Consider the following 22515-nt stretch of genomic DNA (forward strand, 5'->3'; position numbering starts at 1 on the left):
TTTCGGACGCGACGACCCTGGCGTTATCGCCCATATGAAGCTGGTCAAGCAGACCCTGATCGATCCCAATCCCAAGGCGAGTTTTCAGGTTGCATCCCACCCGGCTGACGCATTGCGTCAGGACGTCAAGGCGATGGCGAAGCTGGCCAAGGAATTGGGCGTAAAACACCATGTTCACCTGTTGGAAAATATCGAGGACCGCGACGAAAACATGTTCGACGTACTCGCGGAGTCGGGCGCCCTCGGCCCGGATCTCCTGGGTGCACACGCAATCCACCTCACCGACGAGGAAATCGGGATACTCGCAGCCCAGGACGTGCGCGTTCTCCACAACCCGATCAGTAATATGCGCTTGGCATCGGGTGTGATTCGCCTTCCGGAGCTAAAGCAAGCCGGCGTTCAGGTAGGTCTCGGCCTGGACGGGGGAACGAACGACACCAGTGACATGTTCAATAACATGCGGGCGGCGGTAGGACTGCAGCGCGCCAGGACGCTTCGACCCGACGTGTATCCAACGGTCTCGGACGCATTGCGCATGGCCACCGTGGACGGGGCGAAGCTGCTCGATATGTCCGACCGTGTGGGCTCGTTGACGCCTGGCAAACAGGCCGACTTGATCATCCTAGATCCGGAGAAATTCAATTTTGCCCCACGTGGGGATTGGGTTAGCCAAATCGTGTTCAACGGCCAACCTCGAAATGTGGAATGGGTCTTCGTGGGAGGGCAAGTGCTGAAGAATAACGGGAAAATACTCGGCGTAAACCCGGCGAAGGTTATAGAAGCCGCGCAGAATGCGGCTAACCGAATTCAAGATGCTCTCGAGCCGTAACTCAATTATCTTCCATGCGGAATGCGCGCGTACGGGCGACTTTGAGCCGCAGATCGGCAATCCTTTGCCGACCAAGCCATTTATCGGCCCGCTATGTCGGGAAAGGATTCCCGACCTACTACAGCCAGGAGGCTGCTAACCCAAACTGTAAAATGCTGTAGAGCAATCGAACCAGAGTTAGCCGACGGATCGGTCAGCCGTTTGATTTCAGCATTAACCCGTCGGATGGCACGTCGGTTGTGCTGGTCGTATCGGCTGCTCCAGGGCTCCCGAATCGAAAACAGAAGCCGGAAATCTTCCGTTTAGACCTCTATCTGAGGACGATCGGGCGTCGGCCAGTCGAGATGAAAGAACTTGCCTCGTGGCTGATCGGTCCGCTCATAAGTATGGGCGCCAAAATAATCGCGCTGCGCCTGCAACAAATTGGCGGGGAGCCGGGCGCTCCGGTAGCCGTCGAAATAAGCCAGTGCGGAACTAAACGCCGGGACGGGCATGCCGTTCTGTATGGCGATGGTTACGGTCTGCCGCCAGCGGCTTTGCCCTTCATGCAGTACGTCCTTGAAATAGGGGTCTAACATCAGGTTCTTCAGGCCCGGATTGCGGGTGTAGGCGTCGGTGATCTTTTGCAGGAAGCGCGCGCGGATGATGCAGCCGCCCCGCCAAAGCTGCGCGATGGTTCCGAAATCGAGCGTCCACTCGTAGGCTTTTTGTGCTTCCGACAGCAACTGAAAGCCCTGAGCATAGGCGCAAATCTTGGAGCAATACAGCGCGCGCCGGACCGCATCGATGATCTCTGCCGAATTGGACGCCGGCTGAAGATCCGGGCCTTTCAGCAATCGACTGGCTTCGACCCGCTCCTCTTTCAGGGCCGACAACGCACGGGCGAATACGGCTTCGGCGATCGAATTTGCCGGTGCGCCCAGTTCCAATGCGCTGGCAGCCGTCCACATGCCGGTGCCTTTCTGGCCGGCTGCATCCAGCACCTGGTCGACCAGGAAACCGGGGCCCGCCGGATCCTTCTGTCCCAGGATGTCCCCGGTAATTTCGATGAGATAGCTGGACAGTTCGCCGCCATTCCACTCGCGGAAGATCTCCCCGATCGCGCCGGCATCCAGCCCAAGCAGATGTTTCATCAGCCAATAAGCTTCGCAGATCAACTGCATATCGATGTACTCGATGCCGTTGTGCACCATTTTGACGTAGTGCCCGGCTCCGTTCGGTCCGATATACGCAGTGCACGGTACGCCGCCCTCCACCGGTTTTCCGGGCGCGGCGCCTTCCAAAGGTACGCCGCTTTGCGGATCGACCTTAGCGGCGATGGCGCGCCAGATCGGCTCGAGCTCGGCCCAGGCGCTCGGGCTGCCGCCCGGCATTAGAGAAGGTCCGAACCGCGCGCCGGTTTCGCCACCCGAGACGCCGGAACCGATAAACCGAAATCCCTTTGCGGTCAATTCCTTGTCTCTGCGTATGGTGTCCAGCCAATGCGCATTGCCGCCGTCGACGATGATGTCGCCCGGATCGAGGTGAGGCAGCAGGCTTTCGATGGTGCGATCGGTCGGTGCGCCTGCCTTGACCAGTAGAATGATCTTGCGGGGACGCCGAATGGCTTGGGTGAACTCCTTCAGATCGGTAAAGCCCAGGACGCGCTCGCCGGATGGCTCTTTCTGCCGACAACGCGCCATGAACTCCGCTGTTTTCTCGGAGCTGCGGTTGTAGACTGCGAGGGAATAGCCGTGATCGGCGATGTTCAGCGCCAAGTTTTGGCCCATGACCGCTAATCCTATTAGCCCGATGTCCGCACTGTCACTGTTCATAATGGCACCTCTTGTTGCTGGATAATGAGCGGAATTTCCAAATGGCATTTAATCACGCCGGTCGTTGCTTGAACCAAGCAAGTGATTACCGTGCGTAAAGAAAGTAAAGCCCTATTCGAATCGCTCTCACCCCCCTCTTCCAGAGGGAGAGGGGGCACTTGTGGCTTTACTTTCTTAACTATTAGTAATTCGTACCGCCGTTCGGCTGGATCTCGGGACGTCTTCCATACCCTGCGTAAGAGAGGTCATTTCGCAAGCAGAATCAGTTCATTCTCTGCTTCGTCCAAAGTCACGCGGAAACGGCTCAAAAAGCTCATTCCCAAAAGCTTCGCACCGCGGAGACGGTCGTCCGGAAAAAAAGCGACCGGCACGGCTGCAGCCGAAACGGGCCCCACCCGAACCGATTCTAGGATACCGGCTTTAATCGGCACAATATCGTTCGCGGTATGACTGACTCCCGGCTGAAGGGCTTCGGGAACGAAACCCAGTTCGCTGACCATCGATTCCGGCAAAGCAAGCGTCGAGGCTCCGGTGTCGACGATCAAAGTAACCGGAAAAGCCACGCCGTTTGGTCCTACCAACACCGTTTCGACCTGATGATGGGGGCCGAGCCGCGTCGTTTTGATGGTGGCGTTAAAGGCGCGCGTTTGCGCCGGCATTTTCGCGCTGGTGATCAACAGCCGGTCAACCGCTCCGGGCCGATCACTCATGAGGACGTAGTTGTAGTCTTCGAGAAGCATCCTGAGCCGGGTCGGCAGGTCGCCCGCCGTATCTCGCGCAGATTCGGGTCCTAGGCGATCGAGCCCTTGCACGACAAATTCGTGTTCGGCCGCTAACGTTTCCAGCTGGGTGCGCAGAGTTTCCGCTTCGGCCCATGTCGGTGATGCGCCGATCAGAAGCATTCCTAAGAAAAACCGGCGTAGACGTCTTACCATGAATTTCCTCATGCAATCATGCTCTCACTGAAACCGTCTTCGACCACGATCCAGGTCCGTTGATCCGGAAAGCCGTACGCCGAAATCGTCGCCCGCCGTTTGGAGCCGCCTTCTTATGGTAGGCAGGGGTTTTTTGTCCGTCATTGGAGCGACCTTACGGAAATTCCCGGAATGCGTTGCGGCGGAAAGTCGATCGATTTTAGCCGCTAAGGTCTGCGTAACATAAATGGTAATATATTCCGTTAATTGACCATGGTCTTATGGCTCGGCCTTTACCACTGTCGGCAGCTTAAACCTAAAATATCGCTGGCACCTAAAAATAATCAGGAAACCTACGGATGAAAGAGTCGGATTACAGCAATTACGTCAAAGCATTCACACGCCTGTTCGAAGCCTACGACGCCGCCGCGCCATATTTAGGAGTCACCGACGATTTCAAATATTATGTCAACCGCAAGCGCACTTGGTTGGAACGGCTCAAATCGCCGGAATTCCCGGTGGCGTTTCTGGGTGCATTCTCGGCCGGCAAGAGCACCATCATCAACGCCGTGCTGGGCGACGATATCTTGCCCCAGGCAACCAAGTCTTTCACCGCCATTCCCACGCTGATCCGTAAAGGGCGCGCTAATCGGGCCGTTATCCATTACCTCAACGAAAGCGCCCGAGACGAGCTGAAAAACCTGTATCTCGAAGAGTTGTCCAAGGAGTTGCGCAAGAGCAGCGATACTTACCGAAAGCTGAGCAAAGGCGAATTGCTGGGCACATTGGCAAAGGATATCGAACAGTACAAAAACCAATTCGGCTCGTTCAACAAGCAAAAATTCTTCGATGAGTTGAAAACCTTGATCGAAGGCTGGAATAAACTCAACGGATCGGTCAAAGAAATCGCTCTGGCGGAGTTGCCGAGCTATGTCACCGAAGATTACGAGGACGTGCTGTTCGTAGATCAGGCAGAAGTCTTCCTCACCGATGTCAGCATCCCCGAAAACGTCGTTCTCGTCGACTTGCCCGGATTAGGCGTGGTCAATCCTCGCCACCGCAAGGTGACCAAATCGTACGTCGAAAACGACGCCAAGGCGTTCGTCATCGCCATGAAGGTGTTTCACCTGCTGGAAGGCGAAGAGATCGAGCTGTTGGCCGAAATCCACAGCCAACGCAAGCGCGTGCTGCAGCGCGCCTTTTGGGCGATCAATCAGTGGGACGTGCTGAGCAGTCAGCAGAAAAAGGAAGAGTTGGCGAACTTCGCGCAAAAAATCGATCATTACGGGTTTCATATCGCCAAGGACCGTGTGTTTCGGGTATCGGCGCTTAATTACCTGCTGCTGAAACTGATTCAGGAAGGCCGCCTGGAAAAGAGCGGCAGTATTCGCGAACATGTAGATGCTCTTCAGAAAGCCATCGGCAAAATACCTGAACGAAACGAGGCTGAAGGTTTTATCAAGTCGCTGGACGAAGCCAAGAACTTCGCCGCATTTCGTACCAGTTTGTTCGAATACTTGGCTCACACCGCCAAGGCCGAGTTTCTCGACGAAGCGCGCAGCGAATATGTCGATCTGGCCAAGCGACTGCGGGAACGCTTGGAACCGCTGTATCAAAACTACAAAAACAAAAGCGATGACAGTATGAAAAGCACCTTTATCGCCGGCGAATTATCGCGCCGCCAGGACGAAGTCCTGCGGCACCTTCGTACCACCGTGGAGGAACACATCAAGGTACTGCGTACCGAGGTACTGCCGGAATTTGTATTCTGGCGTGATGAAGACCGAGAGCAGCTGGGCGAGCAAATCGTCAACGCCATCGACACCTTGGATCGCAAAGCGCTCAAGAACGAACTGCTCAAAGGCCTGGATCTGCATAGCGTCGTCAGCCGACTGCCGCATAAAATCGAGGAAAACCTTCACATTCAGCATACATTCCGCAGTCAGTTGCAACACCTCTTGGAGGAGCAGATCGTACGCCGTTATCTCTTGCGCCTGCTAGACGGGATTTCTTCCAACGAGGCGCTGCCGGATGAGGTGCTTACCGTTCTAAGTGACCGTTTGAGCGGCCGCGATATGGTTAACCGGCTGAAGGGCATGTGTGACGTGTTCCTGTTCGAGTACGGCGGTGTCATCGACGAACTCGGACGTACCATTATGGCTAAGGAGGCAGACGAGTCCGTCCAGAACAAAGAAGACATCGTGGAATTAGTTCAGAAGAATGCCGACCGCGCCCTGGAAATCGCAAAGAGCGCGCGCCTGCTCGGACCTGACGCGGGTGTCAAGCAAATGCTGGCTTTAGGGGTGGACAAACTGACGAGCATTTACCGAGCCCTTACGGAAACCCAGCCGATATCGCCCGTGACTGCAGGTCAATCCGACGAAATCGATCGTGCCCTCGAGTGCTATAAGATCGGCTTGCTCGATTACACACGCAAGCAACAACGTCAAATCAACAAATTCGCGCGCCGCGGCATAAAAAACTATTTCGAGGAATTGGAAGAGGATTTGCTGACCTATTTCGAATCTGTCAAGGACGAGATAGCCAAAACGATCATGAAACAGCTCAATACCGATATCGACGCCGAATTGAATTCCGAACTGCAAAAGCAGAAAGTGATCAAGGATGCTTATCAGGTCGTGACGACTGCCGTCAGCCAAGGTCGAAGAAGCGCCGACAGTTGAACCGAGACCGCGGACTATCAGTCTTCCGTCGGCTTGCTTTATTTTCCTATTGAGTTGTTTTTCATCGCAGCTGCGGCGTGACGCACGCCAAACATGTAGACCGGAGAAAGCCGCCGTAGGTCGGTAACCCCTTACCGACAAGTAGACCTATTCATGGAAACCTTAACGTGTAGCGTCCGCCATACCAATGCTACATAAATCCAGAAAGATTCCAGCAGCCTTTACGCTTTTTTACGCTCGTCCATCAGACGCTCCATGATCGGCCGGAATATGATTTCCATCGCCAGGCCCATTTTCCCCCCGGGAATAACGATAGAATTGTGTCGGGACATGAAGGACTTATGAATCATCTGCAGCAGATACTCGAAATCGATGTCGAACTTCGTTGGATCTCTGAAGCGGATGATCACAACGCTTTCATCCGGCGTCGGAATATCGCGCGCGATGAAGGGATTTGAAGTATCCACCAAGGGAACTCGCTGAAAATTGATATCGGTACGAGAAAACTGCGGCGTAATCACCTTCACGTAATCCTCCATCCGCCTGAGGATGGTATCGGTGATGTCTTCCGGATTGTAGCCAAACAGAGAGTTATCCCGATGGATTTTCTGAATCCATTCCAAATTGACGATGGGAACGACGCCGACGAGCAGATCGGTATATTTCGCGACATCGATGGTCTCGGTCTTGACCGCGCCGTGTAACCCCTCGTAGAACATCAGGTCGCTCCCACGAGGTGCTTTCTCCCATGGTGTGAAAGTCCCAACTTGGTAGCCGCCGTGCTTTTTCCCCTCTTCCTCGCTGCCAATATAGTACCGACGCTTAGCCGAGCCGGTTTCCCCATATATCTTGAAGGTCCTTTCCAGCTCGTCCAGGATATTGGCCTCAATCGAGAAATGACTGAAGTATTTTCCTTCTTGCTGCGCCTGGGTAATTCGTTCATGCATTTCGAGGAGGGTGTATCGATAAAAGCTATCACCCTCAATCATGAGAGGCTTTAATCCCAGCCGAAAAAAAATGTGCTCAAAAGACTTCTTTACAGTTGTCGTACCCGCACCGGACGAGCCGGTGATGGCAATGACAGGGTGCTTTTTCGACATGGAGGACTCCTCAAGGAACCGCGAGTTTATTGTTGCTTTATTGTTTTTCGCGAGTCCAGCGTTCAAATAATCGCCTGAGAACGTCAATATCGACCAGACTGAACGCTTCCGAAGGAGCTTCGCTCAGGCACGTCAAAGGCTGTTCCGGCTCTCCGAGGTGATCTATTACCAGTACTGCCCCGGTAAAATCCTGACCGGAGGTGTAGTCGTTGACGGTAATCAGAGTCGGAATGCCAGCTCCGAGCGACGCTCGCAAGCCGTTTTCCGAATCCTCAAATGCAAGGCAATCCTCAGCCTTCAAGCCTAATTTCGTCAGCACGTACTCATAGATATCGGATGCCGGTTTCTTGTTCGAAACGATATCGCCTGCAGCGATCACTTCGAACCAATCCGGTGCGTCGGTATCGAGAGACGCCGCCAGCAAGGCTTCGACGTTTTCCGCAGACGCGGTCGTCGCGATAGCCAGCCGTAATCCTGCGGCCCTGGCTTCCTTGATCAAGCGAATGATACCCGGCCTAGCCGGAATTCCTTCCCTGTTCAGCAGGTCGATATAATGGCGCGTCTTCGCGGCGTGCAGGTTCTCGATGAATTGGCTTAGTTCGCCCTCGCCGCAGGGGATCTCAGGGTGATAACTGGCTATGAAATGGCGGATGCGCTCCTTGCCGCCAGCAACAGTCAATAACTCGCCATACAGGGCTTCGTCCCAAACCCAATTCAAACGAGCTTCGGCGAAAGCTCGATTGAATGCGACGCGGTGACCTTGGCGTTCCGTATCCACCAGTGTGCCATCCACGTCGAAAATAAGGGCTTTGAACACGGTCTAAGTGACGACCGGATCCAATTCTCCCTTGCTGTACCGCTTGTTCATCTCTTCCAAACTGATGACTTTGATCTTCGAAGCCTGGCCAGCAGCACCGAATGCTTCGTAACGGGCTGCACAAATGCTGGTCATAGCTTTTTGCGCTTCCTTGTAGACTTTGCGCGGATCGAAGTTCTTTTTGTCCTCGACCATGTACTTGCGCATAGCGCCGTACGACGCGATACGAAGATCGGTATCGATATTCACCTTGCGTACGCCATGACGAATACCTTCTACGATTTCCTCGACCGGCACACCATAGGTCTGGCCGATATCGCCGCCGTAGTTATTGATCATCGCCGCCCAGTCTTCCGGTACCGAGGAGGAGCCGTGCATGACCAAGTGGACGTTTGGAATCCTGTTGTGGATTTCTTTGACGCGGTCGATGCGTAGCACTTTGCCGGTCGGCTTCTGAGTAAATTTGTAAGCGCCGTGGCTCGTACCAATGGCAATGGCCAAGGCGTCGACCTTGGTTTTCTTGACGAAATCGGCAGCTTCGTCGGGGTCCGTCAGCAGCTGAGAATGATCCAACTCGCCTACTGCACCGTGGCCATCTTCCTCGCCCGCTTTTCCCGTTTCCAACGAGCCTAGGCAGCCCAATTCACCCTCGACGGAAACGCCGCACGCATGCGCCATATCGGCGACCTTGCGGGTGGTTTCGACGTTGTATTCATAGCTGGAAGGCGTTTTCATGTCTTCCAGCAAGGAACCATCCATCATCACCGAACTGAACCCGGACTGAATGGCACGAATGCACACGGCTGGCGAAGCACCGTGATCCTGGTGCATGCAGATCGGAATATGCGGGTACATTTCCGCCGCGGCGAGAACGAGATGGCGCAGAAACGGCTCGCCCGCATAGCTACGCGCGCCGGCGGATCCTTGCAGAATCACCGGAGCGTCGACTGCGGAAGCGGCTTCCATGATGGCCTTGACCTGCTCCATGTTATTGACATTGAACGCCGGCAGACCGTAGTTGTGCTCGGCGGCGTGATCCAACAATTGTCTTAAGGAAATGATAGCCATCGATCGACTCCTCTCGCCTCCTGATCGCCAACTTAGCGACGAAATTCAGCCAACCGACGATTTCGTCCAAGCGACTTGCTTGAACCGAGCACTGCCGGATGGCGTATGCTCCCTTTCGGCAACCGTCCGCCCGAAGGGGAGCATCCGTTGAAAATCGTCGCCAGTTAGGCCCTTTCTCAAATCTCTAGAAAATCAATCCTAGAGAATCGACTCCACCTGTTTGACAACATTTTCGACGGTAAAGCCGAACTCCTTGAATAGTAGGCCGGCCGGTGCGGATTCGCCGAAGCGGTCCAAGCCCACGATTTTGCCATTGAGTCCTACGTACTTGAACCAGCCATCACTAACACCCGCCTCGACGACGACGCGCTTGGTAACGGCAGACGGTAATACCGACTCGCGGTATGCGGCATCTTGACCGTCGAACACATTGGTCGAAACCATGGAAACCACGCGAATTTTCTTACCCTTGCCGGAAAGCTCCTCCGCCGCCTTCAACGCCAGCTCGACTTCCGAGCCCGTGGCGATGATGATCGCATCCGGCGTCCCATCAGAGTCGCGAACGACGTAACCGCCGCGCCGGATGGCGTCGATCTGCGCCGGAGTGCGAGACACGTGAGGCAGGTTCTGCCGCGAGAAGATCAGGCATGAAGGACCATCCTTGCGCTCAATTGCGGTTTTCCAAGCCACCGCCGTTTCCACCGAGTCGCACGGACGCCAGACCTGCATGTTTGGAATCATGCGCAGCGTGGCAGTTTGCTCGATCGGTTGATGTGTCGGACCATCTTCGCCCAGACCGATGGAGTCGTGGGTGTAGACATAAATCACCGGTGCCTTCATGAGGGCCGACATACGCAGCGCGTTGCGTGCGTATTCGGAAAACATCAGGAAGGTCCCGCCGTAAGGTTTAAAACCGCCGTGTAAGGCGATGCCGTTCATAATCGCCGACATGCCGAACTCGCGCACGCCATAGTAGACGTAATTGCCGTCGTAACCTTCTGCATTCACGTTCTTGCAGCCGGACCAGATGGTCAGGTTGGAACCTGCCAGGTCGGCGGAGCCGCCCATGATTTCGGGCAGCAGCGGTCCGAAACCGTTAAGAGCGTTCTGCGACGCTTTTCGGCTCGCGATGGTTTCGGCTTTCTCATTAACTTTCGCGATGAAGGCTTCCGACTTCTCTGCCCAGTCGCGGGGCAACTCGCCTGCCATGCGGCGCTCGAATTCAGCAGCCAACTCCGGATACTCGCTGCGATAGTTTTCGAAGCGGTCGTTCCAGTCGGACTCGGCCTTCGCGCCGATTTCGTTCGCATCCCACGCTTCATAAATTTCGGACGGGATTTCGAATGCCGGATGCGGCCAGCCGATGGTCTCACGGACCAAAGCTACTTCATCGGCACCCAATGCGGCGCCGTGGCATTCTTCCTTGCCCTGCTTATTGGGAGAGCCCCAACCGATAATCGTCTGGCAACAGATCAAAGAGGGCTTGTCGGTAACGGCGCGTGCTTCCTCGATGGCCTTCTTCACAGCCTCTGCGTCATGACCGTCTACTTTCGGGATGACGTGCCAGCCGTAGGCTTCAAAACGCTTCGGGGTATCATCCATGAACCAGCCTGGCGTGTTGCCGTGGCCGCGTACTTCACCATCGATCGAAATATTGTTGTCGTCGTAAAATGCGATCAGCTTGCCGAGCTTCATGGATCCGGCAAGCGAGCAAGCTTCGTGGGAAATGCCTTCCATCAAGCAGCCATCGCCCAAGAATGCATAAGTGTAATGATCGACGATTTTGTGGCCGGGACGGTTGAATTGGCCTGCCAGCGTACGTTCGGCCAACGCCATGCCGACCGCGTTGGTGATGCCCTGCCCCAAAGGACCGGTGGTCGTTTCAACGCCCGGTGCATAACCGTATTCCGGATGGCCCGGTGTTTTGGAGTGGAGCTGACGGAAATTTTTCAGCTCTTCGATCGGGAGGTCGTAACCGGTCAAATGCAGCAACGAGTACAAGAGCATGGAACCGTGACCGTTGGAAAGAACGAAGCGGTCGCGATCCGGCCATTTCGGGTTTGCCGGATTGTGCCGCATATAATCGTTCCACAGCACCTCGGCGATATCTGCCATTCCCATTGGCGCTCCCGGATGCCCGGAATTCGCTTTTTGTACAGCATCCATGCTCAAAGCGCGTATGGCGTTTGCTAATTCTCGACGCGAAGGCATATTTTTCTCCTTGATACTTTTTATGGTTAGCTTACGAAAGTAGGGATGGAATTTTATCAGCCTGATCGGCTTTGTCACCAGATTCGCACGAGCGTGCCGTCGGCTGATGGATTCTTCCCCCTTTGAGGTCAATCATTGACAGCTGTTGGAGCCAAAAACATTGCTCCGAGCATTATCCAAGAATCGTCCTGGACCAAAGAACGTAAATGCGTCAGGGCGCCGCTCAAGACTTGCCAGTGTATCGAAAGTCTTCTCCCAACCGATTTGGCAACGACGTGCACACGTAAGCCTGCCGTTCTTGTTAAGACGGTTTGGTTCCATGTATCCTTAGCCGGTTATTGCTGTAGCAGGCCTTAGAGTATTTCTGATCAAGCAGTTCCGTCAGAAATGCTTGTAGTGCCAAATGCAATAGTAATCGGGAGCCGGGATGTTCCCGTAGCTCTCCAGACACATATTACTTTGAAATGCAGGATTCGATTATGCCAAAGAATTTACTTGACCAACTCCGAGAAATGACGGTGGTTGTGGCCGACACCGGCGACATTCAGGCTATAGAAACCTTTAAGCCCCGAGATGCGACTACCAACCCCTCGCTCATTACCGCCGCCGCCCAAATGCCTCAGTATCAGGGCATCGTCGACGACACACTGAAAGGGGCGAGACAGACTCTGGGCAAGGATGCACAGGCATCGCAGGTAGCTTCCCTCGCTTTCGATCGGTTGGCCGTTTCCTTTGGCCTAAAAATTCTGGAAATCATCGAAGGCCGCGTTTCCACGGAAGTGGACGCAAGACTTTCTTATGATACCGAGAGCACTATAGCCAAGGCTCGCGAGATCATCGCGCAGTACGAAGCTGCGGGCATTTCAAAAGAACGCGTGCTCATCAAAATCGCTGCCACCTGGGAAGGCATACAAGCCGCCGGAGTACTGGAAAAGGAAGGCATTCATTGCAACCTGACGCTATTGTTCGGCTTGCATCAGGCGATTGCCTGCGCCGAGGCGGGCGTCACGTTGATTTCTCCCTTTGTTGGGCGAATTCTGGACTGGTATAAGAAAGATACCGGACGCGACTCTTATCCGCCCGCCGAAGATCCAGGTGTTCTTTCGGTCACCCAAATCTACAACTATTACAAGAAGTTTGGCTACAAGACGGAAGTCATGGGCGCGAGCTTCCGGAATATCGGCGAAATTACCGAGTTGGCCGGCTGTGACCTCCTGACCATTGCGCCCTCTCTGTTGTCCGAGCTACAGTCTACCGAGGACGAGCTGCCGCGGAAGTTGGATCCGCAAAAGGCCGCTAGTGCCTCGATCGACAAAATCGCTATGGACAAAGCGACTTACGACCGGATGCATGCCGAGAATCGCATGGCTTCGGAAAAGCTGTCAGAGGGTATCGACGGTTTCACCAAGGCCTTGGAAACGTTGGAAAAACTCCTTGCGACCCGACTATCCTACCTTGAGGGATAGAGGAGACTCTAACTACGCGGCTGAGAATATTTCCGGATCCGAGATCCGGAGGGCGGCCAACTTCTATGGCGATGTGGAACACGTCGACAATCTGGAAGAAGTAGTCGCTTATTCGATGCCGCGATTTTCGTGTAAGAGTTTGGGTGGAACACCGATTAAAACGTCGGCCAGACATCGTTGATTGCCGACGTTGTCCACCCTAGCAAGAAGCGACCTCGAGGAATGCGATCCTTTCAGCTCAACGGTGCGGACCAATTAATCGCTTTCTTTTCCATTGGTTCCAAACGTCCTTATCGGCGCAATAGTCCTCGACAATAGTTTTTTCAAGGATCGCCAGCCCATAATCATCCGAGCGATTTGCCCGATCTCCGGTCTTCCTGCCTTGTCAGACCAATATGCGCCATCTTGCATTGAGTCGACCAAGAAAGATGCCCAAAACTGGTCGTTTATATATTGACATGGTTCAGCGAGGAAAAATTAATCAATTGGGCGGACGTGTTTTCTATTCGTTAAGTTGGAGAAGCAAAATGCCCCCTTCATTTATCCATGAATCTAAGACCCGTGTGTTACCCCGAAAATTATCGGGCACAATGGGCGTCACTCTAATCATTGCAACGTGCTTATTTTCAGCCAGTGCGTTAGCTCATGTTATTAGTGAAGAGGACCATCACGCCTTTGAGCATAAGTATGCTGATATGTGCGTGAAAAAAGAAAAAGCAAATCCGAATAGAGTCATTACAAGCGATGATTCCCCGATCATAAACCTGTGTGAATGCATAGCACAGGAAGAATCAAAGCGCCTTACGATCGATGAAGTGAAAAAATTCCTTCGCGAAAATAAGTACCCCGTATCCCTTCTCATCAAGGCGGGCCAAGCCGAGAATATATGCTCTCAAAAACTGCGACAAACCAAACAATAAGCGCTTCAGATAAAAGCGCATGCCGGCCTCAAGCATTTGCAATGCTTTGCTCGAGCTAGCTATTCCGGAATCTGTGCCGCAGCTACGCGCGAAGTTGCGCATGCGTCAGAGTCAGGAACTGAAACGGAGCCTTTAAATTGAGACGGACTCGGATGATGAGTCCTTCATCTGTAGTCTACAGACCTGGCGGTCTGGAAAATCGGCGGCGAGGAGTATTTTTTGTGAGGCGCTATCACTACGCCCATCCGATCGGTTTCGCTGGCATCGTGAAAAGCGATATAAGCGTGCATGGTTGACGCACGTGCAGGCGCTGAAAAGCGAACAGTCTCGGCACAAGACCATTGTTCGATACGAGCTTTGCCAGGGTGCAATATCTTAACGAGCTACAAGGCCCGTCAAATACTCGCTCATGGTCTATTGAAGGGCACTACGATAGTACCGCACCCCTCAGGCATCGTGGCCGGACTTTCTTCGTAAGTTAATCCGGCCACAAGACCAAACTCGCTATCTGCGTATCAACTGTTCGGTCGCGAGCAGTTGTGTTAACACACAGCGCGTAACGATTTGATTCCCTGACATTCGACTAGGCCAATACATAATACATACATATTGGCCTTAGCCTTAAGACACTACTCCAGATTAGCGTGTCTTGTCCTCATCTCTTCTTCCGGAATTCCCTTCTCGTGAATGATGTGGGCGATCGTAGCTTCCAAAAAGATCAACGTCGATAACTCGAACGTGGTACCCATTGGCATGCCTACAACTTTGCCATACTGCTCCGCAGTGCCAATCTGGCACACGAAATCCGCTATATCGCCAATTGTTGAGCTGTTCTTTGTGGACAGCAAAACGATTTTTGCGCCCTGCTCCTTAGCACGTTTGGTGAATGCAATCATCGTCTCCGTTTCTCCGGAGCCCGAGATCACGATGAATAAATCACCCTTTCGAATGCTCGGGGTAACAATTTCACCAACTACGTATGCATCATAACCGCCGTGCATCAGTCGCATCGCAAAGAATCTTGCGACTAGTCCAGATCGACCGGCACCAGCTACAAACACTCGCGACGCCTCGTCGAGCATGCGAGTCAATTTTTCATCATAGGTGGGATCTGTGGCTCCTAAGACGCCAGAAATCTTTTCTATGATCGTTTTTTGATGCATAAGATGCCCCTTTATGCGGCGCTAGCGAGCTCGCAAATCTCACGTGCGGCATCAGCAGGCGAAGGAGCACCGTAAATTGCAGCGCCAACAACAACAATGTTTGCGCCTGCACGCGCAACCTGCTGGACGGTCGACTGCTTGATTCCACCGGCAACAGAGATTCTGACGGGCAGGTTCAGTCTGGCAATGGCTTGCAAGTCGGCAAACGGAGTTTGCCCAGCCGCCTGCGCATCAAGACCCGTGTGAACGCCAATGATATGGGCGCCAAGCCTGGCGGACTCTCTGGCACATGCTATTTTGTCCGGTACATTGATGAGATCGACTTGTACTTCTGCATTGTGCGCGTTGGCGGCCTTGATTACGCCGGCGATGGTGGGAAGACCGGACACGCCGAGAACCGTGCAGATATCGGCGCCTGCCGCATAGAAAGGCGTCGCCTCGTACTCGCCGGCGTCCATCGTTTTGAGATCGACCAAAATCAGTTTGTTCGGGTATTTCTTCCTCAATTCTCTGACCAGGCTGACTCCATTATGCTTAATGCAGGGCGTTCCGATTTCGAAGATATCCACATAAGGCGCCGCAAGGCCAGCAAGTTTCAAAGTCTGGTTGACGTCCAAAGAATCTAATGCCAATTGTATTAATGGTCTTGCCATGATAGGTACTCCAATTGTTATAGTTGATTAGATACTTATTAACTTAATCTTTATAAATGCATTCTTTAAACGCATTATTTGTTAACTCTAAAGTAGAACCGGGATAGGTGTCAACGATCCTCTGTCGCTCTCTCGTATCTATCATCGCCAGCGCGCGACACCGTGAACACATGTGCAGTTTCACGACTATGCGTCGGGACAATCGGTGGATAGCGGCGATGAATCGAAAAATGCGGGATTATTCGAGCCAGCACATAAGAGATGACTTAACCAGCTTCTGCGTCTAATGCCTGCCAAAGCCAAGTTTTGGAGGAACCTATCACTTTCGGCGATAACAGCCGTTTTATCTTGCGGTCTCTTCGAGATTTTTCAGGTACTTCGCCACCCCCGTTACGGCTGCCGCTGGTTTGGCAGCTGAAGGTAGATTTTTCAGGTATTTAGCCACGCCGGTTTCGCTCGCAGCAGCTTTGGCAGGTTCCGAAAGGGTTTTCATGTACTTTGCCACGCCGGTTTCGCCCGCTGCACCGCTCGAAACTGGCGCAGGTGCGTGCTGAACAGGCTGGACATTAGATCCGGATTGTCTGCTGCTCCAGAAGATGAAACCAGCCAAACCCAGAACGATCAAGCCGATCGGATAATTTTCCGCCAAGGGATTCTCGGCTTTTGCGGCAGCAGCACCAGAGCTGGGTTGATCGGCTGATACCGCCGTCGAGTTGCTCGAATCCTGCTTCGCCTGCATGGTTTGTACGGTTTTTGCTCGTTCCTTTGCAGCCTCAGCGTGCTTGGCGATTAAATCAGCGTCTTGGGTAATGACTACCGGCTCAAAGTCTGCTGCTGGGTATTCTGATTCCGCCATCGCCAACGGGCTGGCTAGCAGCAGCGCCGTAAGTATCGCTTTCGTCAAATTACGTTTTTTCACATCATTCTCCTAAACATCTTAAGAAATGGATGAAGACCCCCGCCAGCATGCGCTGGATGGCCACTCCTGACTTAGTATAAGGGGGCGCATCATCAAATGGAATATATGAGGCTCTTTCAATGACCTGTGAGCACAAAAGATGCGCGTTTTGATGATCAACTGAGCTCAGTAAACCATTCCGGCGAAGCCCTCCGTAGCGCTAGCTGCCCGCCGAAGAGTGAGTATACATGTGCATCACTGACTTGCATCGGGAGAAAATCCTGATCTCAGATGATGGGGCGAGTTCCGGTAAACACAGGCGCCCTCCGAGCAAGCCCGGTGATGCGGCCATGCGAAAGAAAAACACCCCCTCGAACTAACGCATGGACAATAGCTGGTCGACCCGCTGTAGGTCATCCTTGGTATCAACCCCTGCTTCAGGCGCTTCCTCGATTACCCTGACCAGAATACGTTCTCCCTGCCACAAAATGCGCAGTTGCTCCAGGGCTTCGACGGCTTCCAACTCGGACGGTGGCCAGCTTACATAGCGCCGCAGAAAACCGGCCGAGTACGCGTAGATACCGATATGCCGGAGATACGGAAAGTTTTCTGGCAAAAGACTGCTGTCGCAGGAAAAACCAGCCCGATGCCAAGGGATGGGAGCCCGACTGAAATAAAGTGCGTAGCCGGTGTTATCGACCACGGCCTTAACGACATTCGGGTCGAAGACTTCTATGTGACTTTTGATGGGTGTGGCGAGCGTAGCGACCTGAGCGATACTCTGGTCGGCCAGAATCATGGCAAGCATCCTCACCAAGTTCGGCCGCATTAAGGGCTCATCGCCCTGAAGATTGACGACGATTTCGTCATCCGACCAACCCAATTGATCGGCCACCTCGGCTATTCGCTCGCTACCGCTAGCATGATCCTTTCGGGTCATCAGCGCACGTATCGGCAGATGGCTTACGGCTTCACGGATTCGTTCGTCGTCGGTGGCAACGATGACATTATCACCCGCTTCTAAGGCGCGTTCACAGACATGGACGATCATCGGACGTCCGGCTAAAGGAAGCAGAGGCTTGCCGGGCAGCCGACTTGACCCGTAGCGTGCCGGAATGACGATATTGAAGGACGGCATGGTGCTGCGGTTACGAAAGAGCGTCGTATTCTTCAAGGCTGATCTTTCGTGCCTCGTTTTCCAGCATCACCGGAATGTCATCGCGTATCGGATAAGCGAGTCTGTCCGCTTTGCAAATCAACTCCTGCTGCTCCTTCCTAAAAAGAAGTTCGCCTTTGCAAACAGGGCAGACCAGGATCTCAAGCAGTTTTCTGTCCATTGCATTTAGCCTTCAATATGGTTAACAAATTTACTCCGAACTCGGTCGGTAGCGTCGCTTCGACAGGCACATACCATAAATTCGAAGCGCCGAAAGTTCGGCATTTGATAGCGTCTTTTTCGGTCATCACGATTGGGAGGCCTTCGGCAAAACCTAAGTCTTCGACCCGATACTGATGATGATCGGGAAACTCGCGGCTGTCGAACTTCAACCCGAAGCTCCGGAGATGGCTGAAAAACCGCTGCGGATTGCCAATTCCGGCAATTGCGTAAAAAGCGCGCCCACCGAAGGATCTTAGGGGCTCTTTTACTTGTTCCTCTTGCAGATTAACGGCCACTCCGCCGTCCAGAGACATGAAATATTCACCGGGCGGAGCCTCTGCCGAATAAATCCTCAAGTCTACCGAACTCAATCGCTCGACTGGCTCCCGCAGAGGCCCTGCGGGTAGGCAGTGACCATTGCCGAATTGCCTCGCACCGTCCACTACAGCGATTTCTACGTCGCGATACAGGGCATAATGCTGTAACCCATCGTCCGACAGAATAATGTCACAGTCGGTTCTTTCTAACAGCGCTTTTGCGGCCTCGGTGCGTTTCGGGAAAACGAACACCGGGCAACCGGTTCGCCGGGCAATGAGCAGAGGCTCGTCACCTACAGCATGCACATCGGAATCTTCAGCGACTCGAACCGGCCGACGTCCGTGGGATGCTCCATAGCCGCGGCTGATGACGCCAGGTCTAAATCCATTCTCCTTAAGAAACCGAGCTAGCCAAATGACCAAAGGCGTTTTGCCGGTGCCGCCGACCGTCAAATTGCCGACCACAATTATCGGAACCGGCAAGCGGCTTATGCGTTTAAGTCCGTTTCGATATGACCAGCGGCGAAACGTAACGACCTGTCGAAATAAGGCTTCGAGCGGAATCAAGAAAGGATTTGGACGCGGCTTTTCATACCATTCCCGCTGAAACCAGCCAGCCAATTGCTTTTTCACGCGACTCGAACGACTAGGGATTTTCGATCGCCTCGCTCTTCGCGGCGAAAGTCACATGAGTGAAACCGAGCTGGCTGGCCGCGTCTAAAACGGTAATTACGGCTTGATGGGTGGTTTTTTGATCGGCATTGATGACCAGCAACGGATTCTTATTGTCGCCCGCGGCTTCGACAATCGCCTTTTTCAAGGTTTCGATTTGCGTGTTTACCACCTGATGCTCATTGACGAAATAACGCCCTTCGGTATCGATGACGACATCTACGCCCTTTTCTTCACCTGTTGATTGACCCGTAGCTTCGGGCAGGCGGATTTGCAGTTCTGCTTCGCGGCTGAATGTCGTGGTCAGTACCAGGAAGATCAGCAGCACGATGAGCACGTCGATCATCGGGATCAGGTTGAGCTCGGGGTAGTCCCGACGCCGCGGGCGGAAATTCATTGCCGTTTATTCCTCTTCTTGACTGCTGTAAAGAGTCTCGATCAATCGCACGGCCTCCTCCTCCATGCGCACGGCGAAGTCGATCACTCGCCCCTGAAAATATCGATAGAAAATAAGGCTCGGAATGGCAACCGCCAGGCCGGCAGCCGTGGCAATGAGGATTTCCGATATGCCGCCGGCGAGTTTGGTGGGATTCCCGATACCGCTCGCCATGGAAAACGTGGAAAAGACCTTGATCATACCCAGGACGCTGCCCAATAACCCCAGGTAAGGCGACACGGATGCGATAGTGCCCAAGGTGTTCAAGTATCGTTCGAGATCGTGGATCACCTGGCGTCCTGCCTGCTCGATACTTTCCCTCACCACCTCGCGCCCTTGCGAATAGTTCACGAGCCCTGCGGCAAGGACCGCGCCGAGCGGGGAGTTCGCCTTCAATCTGCGAATGTAGGCGGTATCCAGCCGATTTTTCCGATATTGATTCCATACTTCCGGAACGAGCTGCGGCGGGATAATACGGGTTGCACGCAAGGTCCAGAAGCGCTCCAGTATGATGGCTAAAGCCAAAATCGAACAGGCAATGATGGGCACCATGACCCATCCGCCCGCCTTAATTATTTCGAACATCGTCGATTATCCCCAACATTAGTCAGCCAACCATTTTAGTCGATCGGCTTGAAACCGGCAGTCCGTTAACATCACGGACAAGGTAAGCAGGACGCCGAATCGGGCACCTTCTGAGTCTTCGAGTCATCCGACGTTCACCCGCCAACACCTAAAAAACTCAGGTATAAAAGCATTACAAGGTTTCTATATCGATGTTCGGAAGTTCGACGCGAAAATTTCCGCGTTGCCAAATAACTTTTCCGACATCGCGCCATGGCTGAGCGATATTCTTGTGGCGCAGATCATCTTCCCAGTCCATGGGAACGCGCACTTCCTTTAATTTGACGAGAAATTCGGCGTTCGACAAATCCAATCCCAGCTCAGTACCCCAAAATGCCGTAACCTTTTTCAGGAACTTGCTCAATCGCTCCTGGTGCATGTGAGAAGTCACTGCGACGTTCGCCCACATCGACTGCACTCGGCCCCAATTTGGCGCAACCAACCGCCCCTCCTCGTTCACGAAAGGCAACCATTGCTCCCGGCCGCTTTGGTCCTTGTAAGTCAGGGCCAGGATGTGATTGTAGCCGGCGAAATGATCGTGCATGTAAAGAGCATGGGGCGTTATTCCCAAAAAAGCATGGGAAAAATTGATGACCGAATTGCTGAGGTGATCCAGCAATCGGCCGGCAGTGCCGATATCGCAAGCCTCTCCGCAGCGGTACAAGATGCCGTAATGAATCGTGCTGTTCAGTTGCAGCATCAGGACCACAATCAGGAATTTCGCGATGCGTTGCGTTTGTTGTCCAGTCGTCGCCGCATAACGTTGATACCATTGCGCGAAAGGATGCTCCTCAATTGGTGGTGGCAGCGATTGAACCGCACACGCCTCATCGCACACGATGCGTTCTCGTCGGTCCGCTATTCGGCGATAACACCGGTTTCCCAAATGGTAAATGCCCGGCAATCTCATCAGCCAACCGACTGGGGCGGTATATCCCATGCCGACCAATATGCGGATATAAGTATCCAATCCCGAATACAAGCGCCGCTCACCGTCCAAAGCGTAAAGATCTTGTAATAGCTTATTTTCAGGAATCGAATCTAGTTCCCGATATTCCTTCGCATTAGTCTGCAAGCCCTTGAAGTCAACCGCCTTGAGAATATCGAAGTGCTGAATGACGATTACGGTGCGGTTGCACAACGGGCATTGTTGATCATAGAAAACGGTCAGCCCCGGTTGCTCGAATTGGAACGCCTTCTTCAGATTGCGCCACCACCTAAACGGGACCAGTAAAAAATAATGGACCAGCATCGCAAAACCGAAGGGGTAAATATTGAGCGAGAGCACAATTCCCGTGTGAAACAACGTCCCGGTGAGCAACAGAGGAACCCGAAAGAGGCGGAACCAAAACAGGAACAAGAAGGCGAATTGGAAGACGATTATCGTGTAACCGATAAACATTTCCAGAGACTTTATGTTCAACAACGGCGTCATATCGATTGCCGACATGTAATAAGGCATGGTCGGCGGCAGCCAAGGTCCCATCCCGTTACGCCAGAAATCCGCTGAAAGTTTATGGATACCCGAATCCAGATAGAGTAATCCTAAGGAAATGGCAAGTGGAATATAGTAGGCAAGAACCGTTACTTTGTCTTGCGGCTCATACCGGTTATTCAATGTCGAGTGTCTTAATTTACGACGCAGATTATCCAGGGATAATGCTCGCTCGGTAGGCAGGAACATCAGAAGAAAGCTGGAGCCCGTCATCAACTGATCGAATCCGCCGTCGAAGTCCTGCCACATGGGGGTGAAAACGACGAATGTCACCCAGAATACATAATTAGCTACTGCGGCCCTTCGAGTGTGATACCCCACGACAAGACATGCCGCGACGCAAATCCACGCAAGGAGAAAAAAATGCAGTATGGGAGATGCTCTATCAAAAAATGGTACCGGATCAAAAATTAAATGCCGGAAATAAAATAGGAAAACAATTTCCTGGAGTATTACCAATGAAAAGCCAATTCGGAAAGCACCAAGGCCGGTGGCAGGAACTTGCTTGGCAAGCCCCTGCTCGACCAATGATTTCAGTTTTCGGTACATTGCTTGAATAATTAGGCGTGAGGGGAGCGCTATGAGCGGAATTCGAAATGAAAAACGATTCGGCGTCGCGTTACTTGCGTGTGGCACGATGACGCGAATTGTAACTCTTTGCTGACGGAATGAGCGAAGTTTTAATGCTCGGAAAGCCAAAGCCACGCGTGCCTCAGGTCTCTGGGGGAACTCGTCCGCAAAGTCAGGAGGAACGTCCAGGCCGCCTTTGGCGTGCTAAAAGTGCCTGCGTACCTCGAATGTAGTGAATTCCTCAACCGGGATTTCTTCGATCACTTCCAGTGAATCGACTTTAGCGCGCGGAGGGCCGCTCGCGCACCAATCCAAGAATTCCGCGATACGTTCCGAGGCGCCCTCCGCCAGGATTTCGACCCGGCCGTCCGGAAGATTTCGTACCCAGCCTCTTAATCCCAAGACCGAGGCGCGCTCACAGGTAGCCGCGCGGAAGAACACCCCCTGAACCACCCCCCCTACAAAAACATGAACCCGCCTCGTCAT

At 53.3% G+C, this 22515-nt stretch carries 20 protein-coding genes; 4 read left to right on the top strand and 16 right to left on the bottom strand.

Annotated elements, in window-relative coordinates; all coding sequences use genetic code 11:
• The coding region (locus ABJK70_RS03345) for an amidohydrolase family protein (protein ID WP_347257408.1) at window positions 1–829 on the top strand (829 nt) is incomplete at its 5' end.
• A 302-nt stretch (window positions 830–1131) separates the two neighbouring features.
• Here the strand turns inward: ABJK70_RS03345 and gndA are convergent.
• Both gndA and ABJK70_RS03355 read right to left on the bottom strand, forming a co-directional pair.
• Window positions 1132–2643, bottom strand: coding sequence for an NADP-dependent phosphogluconate dehydrogenase (gene gndA / locus ABJK70_RS03350; protein WP_347257409.1), 1512 nt, complete (start codon window positions 2641–2643; stop codon window positions 1132–1134).
• A gap of 245 nt (window positions 2644–2888) precedes the next feature.
• Window positions 2889–3578, bottom strand: a complete 690-nt coding sequence (locus tag ABJK70_RS03355) for a retropepsin-like aspartic protease (RefSeq protein ID WP_347257410.1) — start codon at window positions 3576–3578, stop codon at window positions 2889–2891.
• A gap of 338 nt (window positions 3579–3916) precedes the next feature.
• On the opposite strand from ABJK70_RS03355, the gene ABJK70_RS03360 reads away from it, so the two are divergent.
• Window positions 3917–6241: a dynamin family protein gene (locus ABJK70_RS03360; RefSeq protein WP_347257411.1), complete on the top strand. Its 2325-nt coding sequence runs from the start codon at window positions 3917–3919 to the stop codon at window positions 6239–6241.
• A 221-nt stretch (window positions 6242–6462) separates the two neighbouring features.
• Here the strand turns inward: ABJK70_RS03360 and ABJK70_RS03365 are convergent, their stop codons facing one another.
• From ABJK70_RS03365 to tkt, 4 genes are all read right to left on the bottom strand, one after another.
• A complete protein-coding gene (locus tag ABJK70_RS03365) occupies window positions 6463–7341 on the bottom strand; it encodes a phosphoribulokinase (RefSeq protein WP_086133945.1) in 879 nt (292 codons plus the stop codon).
• Window positions 7342–7378: 37 nt separating this feature from the next.
• Complete coding sequence (locus ABJK70_RS03370; protein WP_347257412.1) at window positions 7379–8158, bottom strand: HAD-IA family hydrolase; 780 nt, start codon at window positions 8156–8158, stop codon at window positions 7379–7381.
• Window positions 8159–8161: 3 nt separating this feature from the next.
• On the bottom strand, window positions 8162–9226 hold the full coding sequence (fba, locus tag ABJK70_RS03375; RefSeq protein ID WP_347257413.1) for a class II fructose-bisphosphate aldolase: 1065 nt from the start codon (window positions 9224–9226) through the stop codon (window positions 8162–8164).
• 198 nt (window positions 9227–9424) lie between these two features.
• Entirely contained in the window at window positions 9425–11452 is a 2028-nt protein-coding gene (gene tkt, locus ABJK70_RS03380; RefSeq protein WP_347257416.1) for a transketolase, read from the bottom strand.
• 464 nt (window positions 11453–11916) lie between these two features.
• Between tkt and ABJK70_RS03385 the strand changes: the two genes are divergently transcribed.
• Together ABJK70_RS03385 and ABJK70_RS03390 are read left to right on the top strand one after the other, a co-directional pair.
• Window positions 11917–12903, top strand: coding sequence for a transaldolase (locus tag ABJK70_RS03385; RefSeq protein ID WP_156880884.1), 987 nt, complete (start codon window positions 11917–11919; stop codon window positions 12901–12903).
• Between the two features lie 428 nt (window positions 12904–13331).
• Entirely contained in the window at window positions 13332–13823 is a 492-nt protein-coding gene (locus ABJK70_RS03390; RefSeq protein WP_168175453.1) for a hypothetical protein, read from the top strand.
• A 629-nt stretch (window positions 13824–14452) separates the two neighbouring features.
• On the opposite strand, the gene hxlB is transcribed toward ABJK70_RS03390, so the two are convergent.
• From hxlB to ABJK70_RS03440, 10 genes are all read right to left on the bottom strand, one after another.
• Window positions 14453–14986: a 6-phospho-3-hexuloisomerase gene (hxlB, locus tag ABJK70_RS03395; protein WP_347257414.1), complete on the bottom strand. Its 534-nt coding sequence runs from the start codon at window positions 14984–14986 to the stop codon at window positions 14453–14455.
• An 11-nt stretch (window positions 14987–14997) separates the two neighbouring features.
• Window positions 14998–15639, bottom strand: coding sequence for a 3-hexulose-6-phosphate synthase (gene hxlA, locus ABJK70_RS03400; RefSeq protein WP_077731052.1), 642 nt, complete (start codon window positions 15637–15639; stop codon window positions 14998–15000).
• A 343-nt stretch (window positions 15640–15982) separates the two neighbouring features.
• The gene (locus ABJK70_RS03405) at window positions 15983–16558 is read right to left on the bottom strand and encodes a hypothetical protein (protein ID WP_133716095.1); all 576 of its coding nucleotides are present in this window, start codon (window positions 16556–16558) and stop codon (window positions 15983–15985) included.
• A gap of 355 nt (window positions 16559–16913) precedes the next feature.
• Window positions 16914–17675, bottom strand: a complete 762-nt coding sequence (gene kdsB, locus ABJK70_RS03410; protein ID WP_133716240.1) for a 3-deoxy-manno-octulosonate cytidylyltransferase — start codon at window positions 17673–17675, stop codon at window positions 16914–16916.
• Between the two features lie 10 nt (window positions 17676–17685).
• On the bottom strand, window positions 17686–17874 hold the full coding sequence (locus ABJK70_RS03415; RefSeq protein WP_077731049.1) for a Trm112 family protein: 189 nt from the start codon (window positions 17872–17874) through the stop codon (window positions 17686–17688).
• Window positions 17855–18865, bottom strand: coding sequence for a tetraacyldisaccharide 4'-kinase (gene lpxK, locus ABJK70_RS03420; RefSeq protein WP_077731048.1), 1011 nt, complete (start codon window positions 18863–18865; stop codon window positions 17855–17857). The genes ABJK70_RS03415 and lpxK overlap by 20 nt, the downstream gene beginning before the upstream one ends.
• Before the next feature lie 13 nt (window positions 18866–18878).
• Window positions 18879–19301 carry a biopolymer transporter ExbD gene (locus ABJK70_RS03425; protein WP_086133942.1) on the bottom strand — a complete coding sequence of 141 codons (423 nt, stop codon included), beginning with the start codon at window positions 19299–19301 and terminating at the stop codon, window positions 18879–18881.
• A gap of 6 nt (window positions 19302–19307) precedes the next feature.
• On the bottom strand, window positions 19308–19925 hold the full coding sequence (locus ABJK70_RS03430) for a MotA/TolQ/ExbB proton channel family protein (protein ID WP_077731046.1): 618 nt from the start codon (window positions 19923–19925) through the stop codon (window positions 19308–19310).
• Between the two features lie 172 nt (window positions 19926–20097).
• On the bottom strand, window positions 20098–22164 hold the full coding sequence (locus ABJK70_RS03435; protein ID WP_240506919.1) for a DCC1-like thiol-disulfide oxidoreductase family protein: 2067 nt from the start codon (window positions 22162–22164) through the stop codon (window positions 20098–20100).
• 69 nt (window positions 22165–22233) lie between these two features.
• Window positions 22234–22515 carry an acylphosphatase gene (locus ABJK70_RS03440; protein ID WP_086133940.1) on the bottom strand — a complete coding sequence of 94 codons (282 nt, stop codon included), beginning with the start codon at window positions 22513–22515 and terminating at the stop codon, window positions 22234–22236.

The organism is Methylocaldum sp. (genome assembly GCF_039794385.1).
Taxonomy (GTDB): domain Bacteria; phylum Pseudomonadota; class Gammaproteobacteria; order Methylococcales; family Methylococcaceae; genus Methylocaldum.

Coding starts and splice junctions, on each gene's coding strand:
- ABJK70_RS03360 (WP_347257411.1), top strand. CDS start 3,917: ATGAAAGAGTCGGATTACAGCAATTACGTCAAAGCATTCACACGCCTG.
- fba (WP_347257413.1), bottom strand. CDS start 9,226: ATGGCTATCATTTCCTTAAGACAATTGTTGGATCACGCCGCCGAGCAC.
- ABJK70_RS03355 (WP_347257410.1), bottom strand. CDS start 3,578: ATGGTAAGACGTCTACGCCGGTTTTTCTTAGGAATGCTTCTGATCGGC.
- ABJK70_RS03440 (WP_086133940.1), bottom strand. CDS start 22,515: ATGACGAGGCGGGTTCATGTTTTTGTAGGGGGGGTGGTTCAGGGGGTG.
- kdsB (WP_133716240.1), bottom strand. CDS start 17,675: ATGCCGTCCTTCAATATCGTCATTCCGGCACGCTACGGGTCAAGTCGG.
- ABJK70_RS03385 (WP_156880884.1), top strand. CDS start 11,917: ATGCCAAAGAATTTACTTGACCAACTCCGAGAAATGACGGTGGTTGTG.
- gndA (WP_347257409.1), bottom strand. CDS start 2,643: ATGAACAGTGACAGTGCGGACATCGGGCTAATAGGATTAGCGGTCATG.
- ABJK70_RS03415 (WP_077731049.1), bottom strand. CDS start 17,874: ATGGACAGAAAACTGCTTGAGATCCTGGTCTGCCCTGTTTGCAAAGGC.
- ABJK70_RS03430 (WP_077731046.1), bottom strand. CDS start 19,925: ATGTTCGAAATAATTAAGGCGGGCGGATGGGTCATGGTGCCCATCATT.
- ABJK70_RS03425 (WP_086133942.1), bottom strand. CDS start 19,301: ATGAATTTCCGCCCGCGGCGTCGGGACTACCCCGAGCTCAACCTGATC.
- ABJK70_RS03365 (WP_086133945.1), bottom strand. CDS start 7,341: ATGTCGAAAAAGCACCCTGTCATTGCCATCACCGGCTCGTCCGGTGCG.
- ABJK70_RS03390 (WP_168175453.1), top strand. CDS start 13,332: ATGCCCAAAACTGGTCGTTTATATATTGACATGGTTCAGCGAGGAAAA.
- hxlA (WP_077731052.1), bottom strand. CDS start 15,639: ATGGCAAGACCATTAATACAATTGGCATTAGATTCTTTGGACGTCAAC.
- hxlB (WP_347257414.1), bottom strand. CDS start 14,986: ATGCATCAAAAAACGATCATAGAAAAGATTTCTGGCGTCTTAGGAGCC.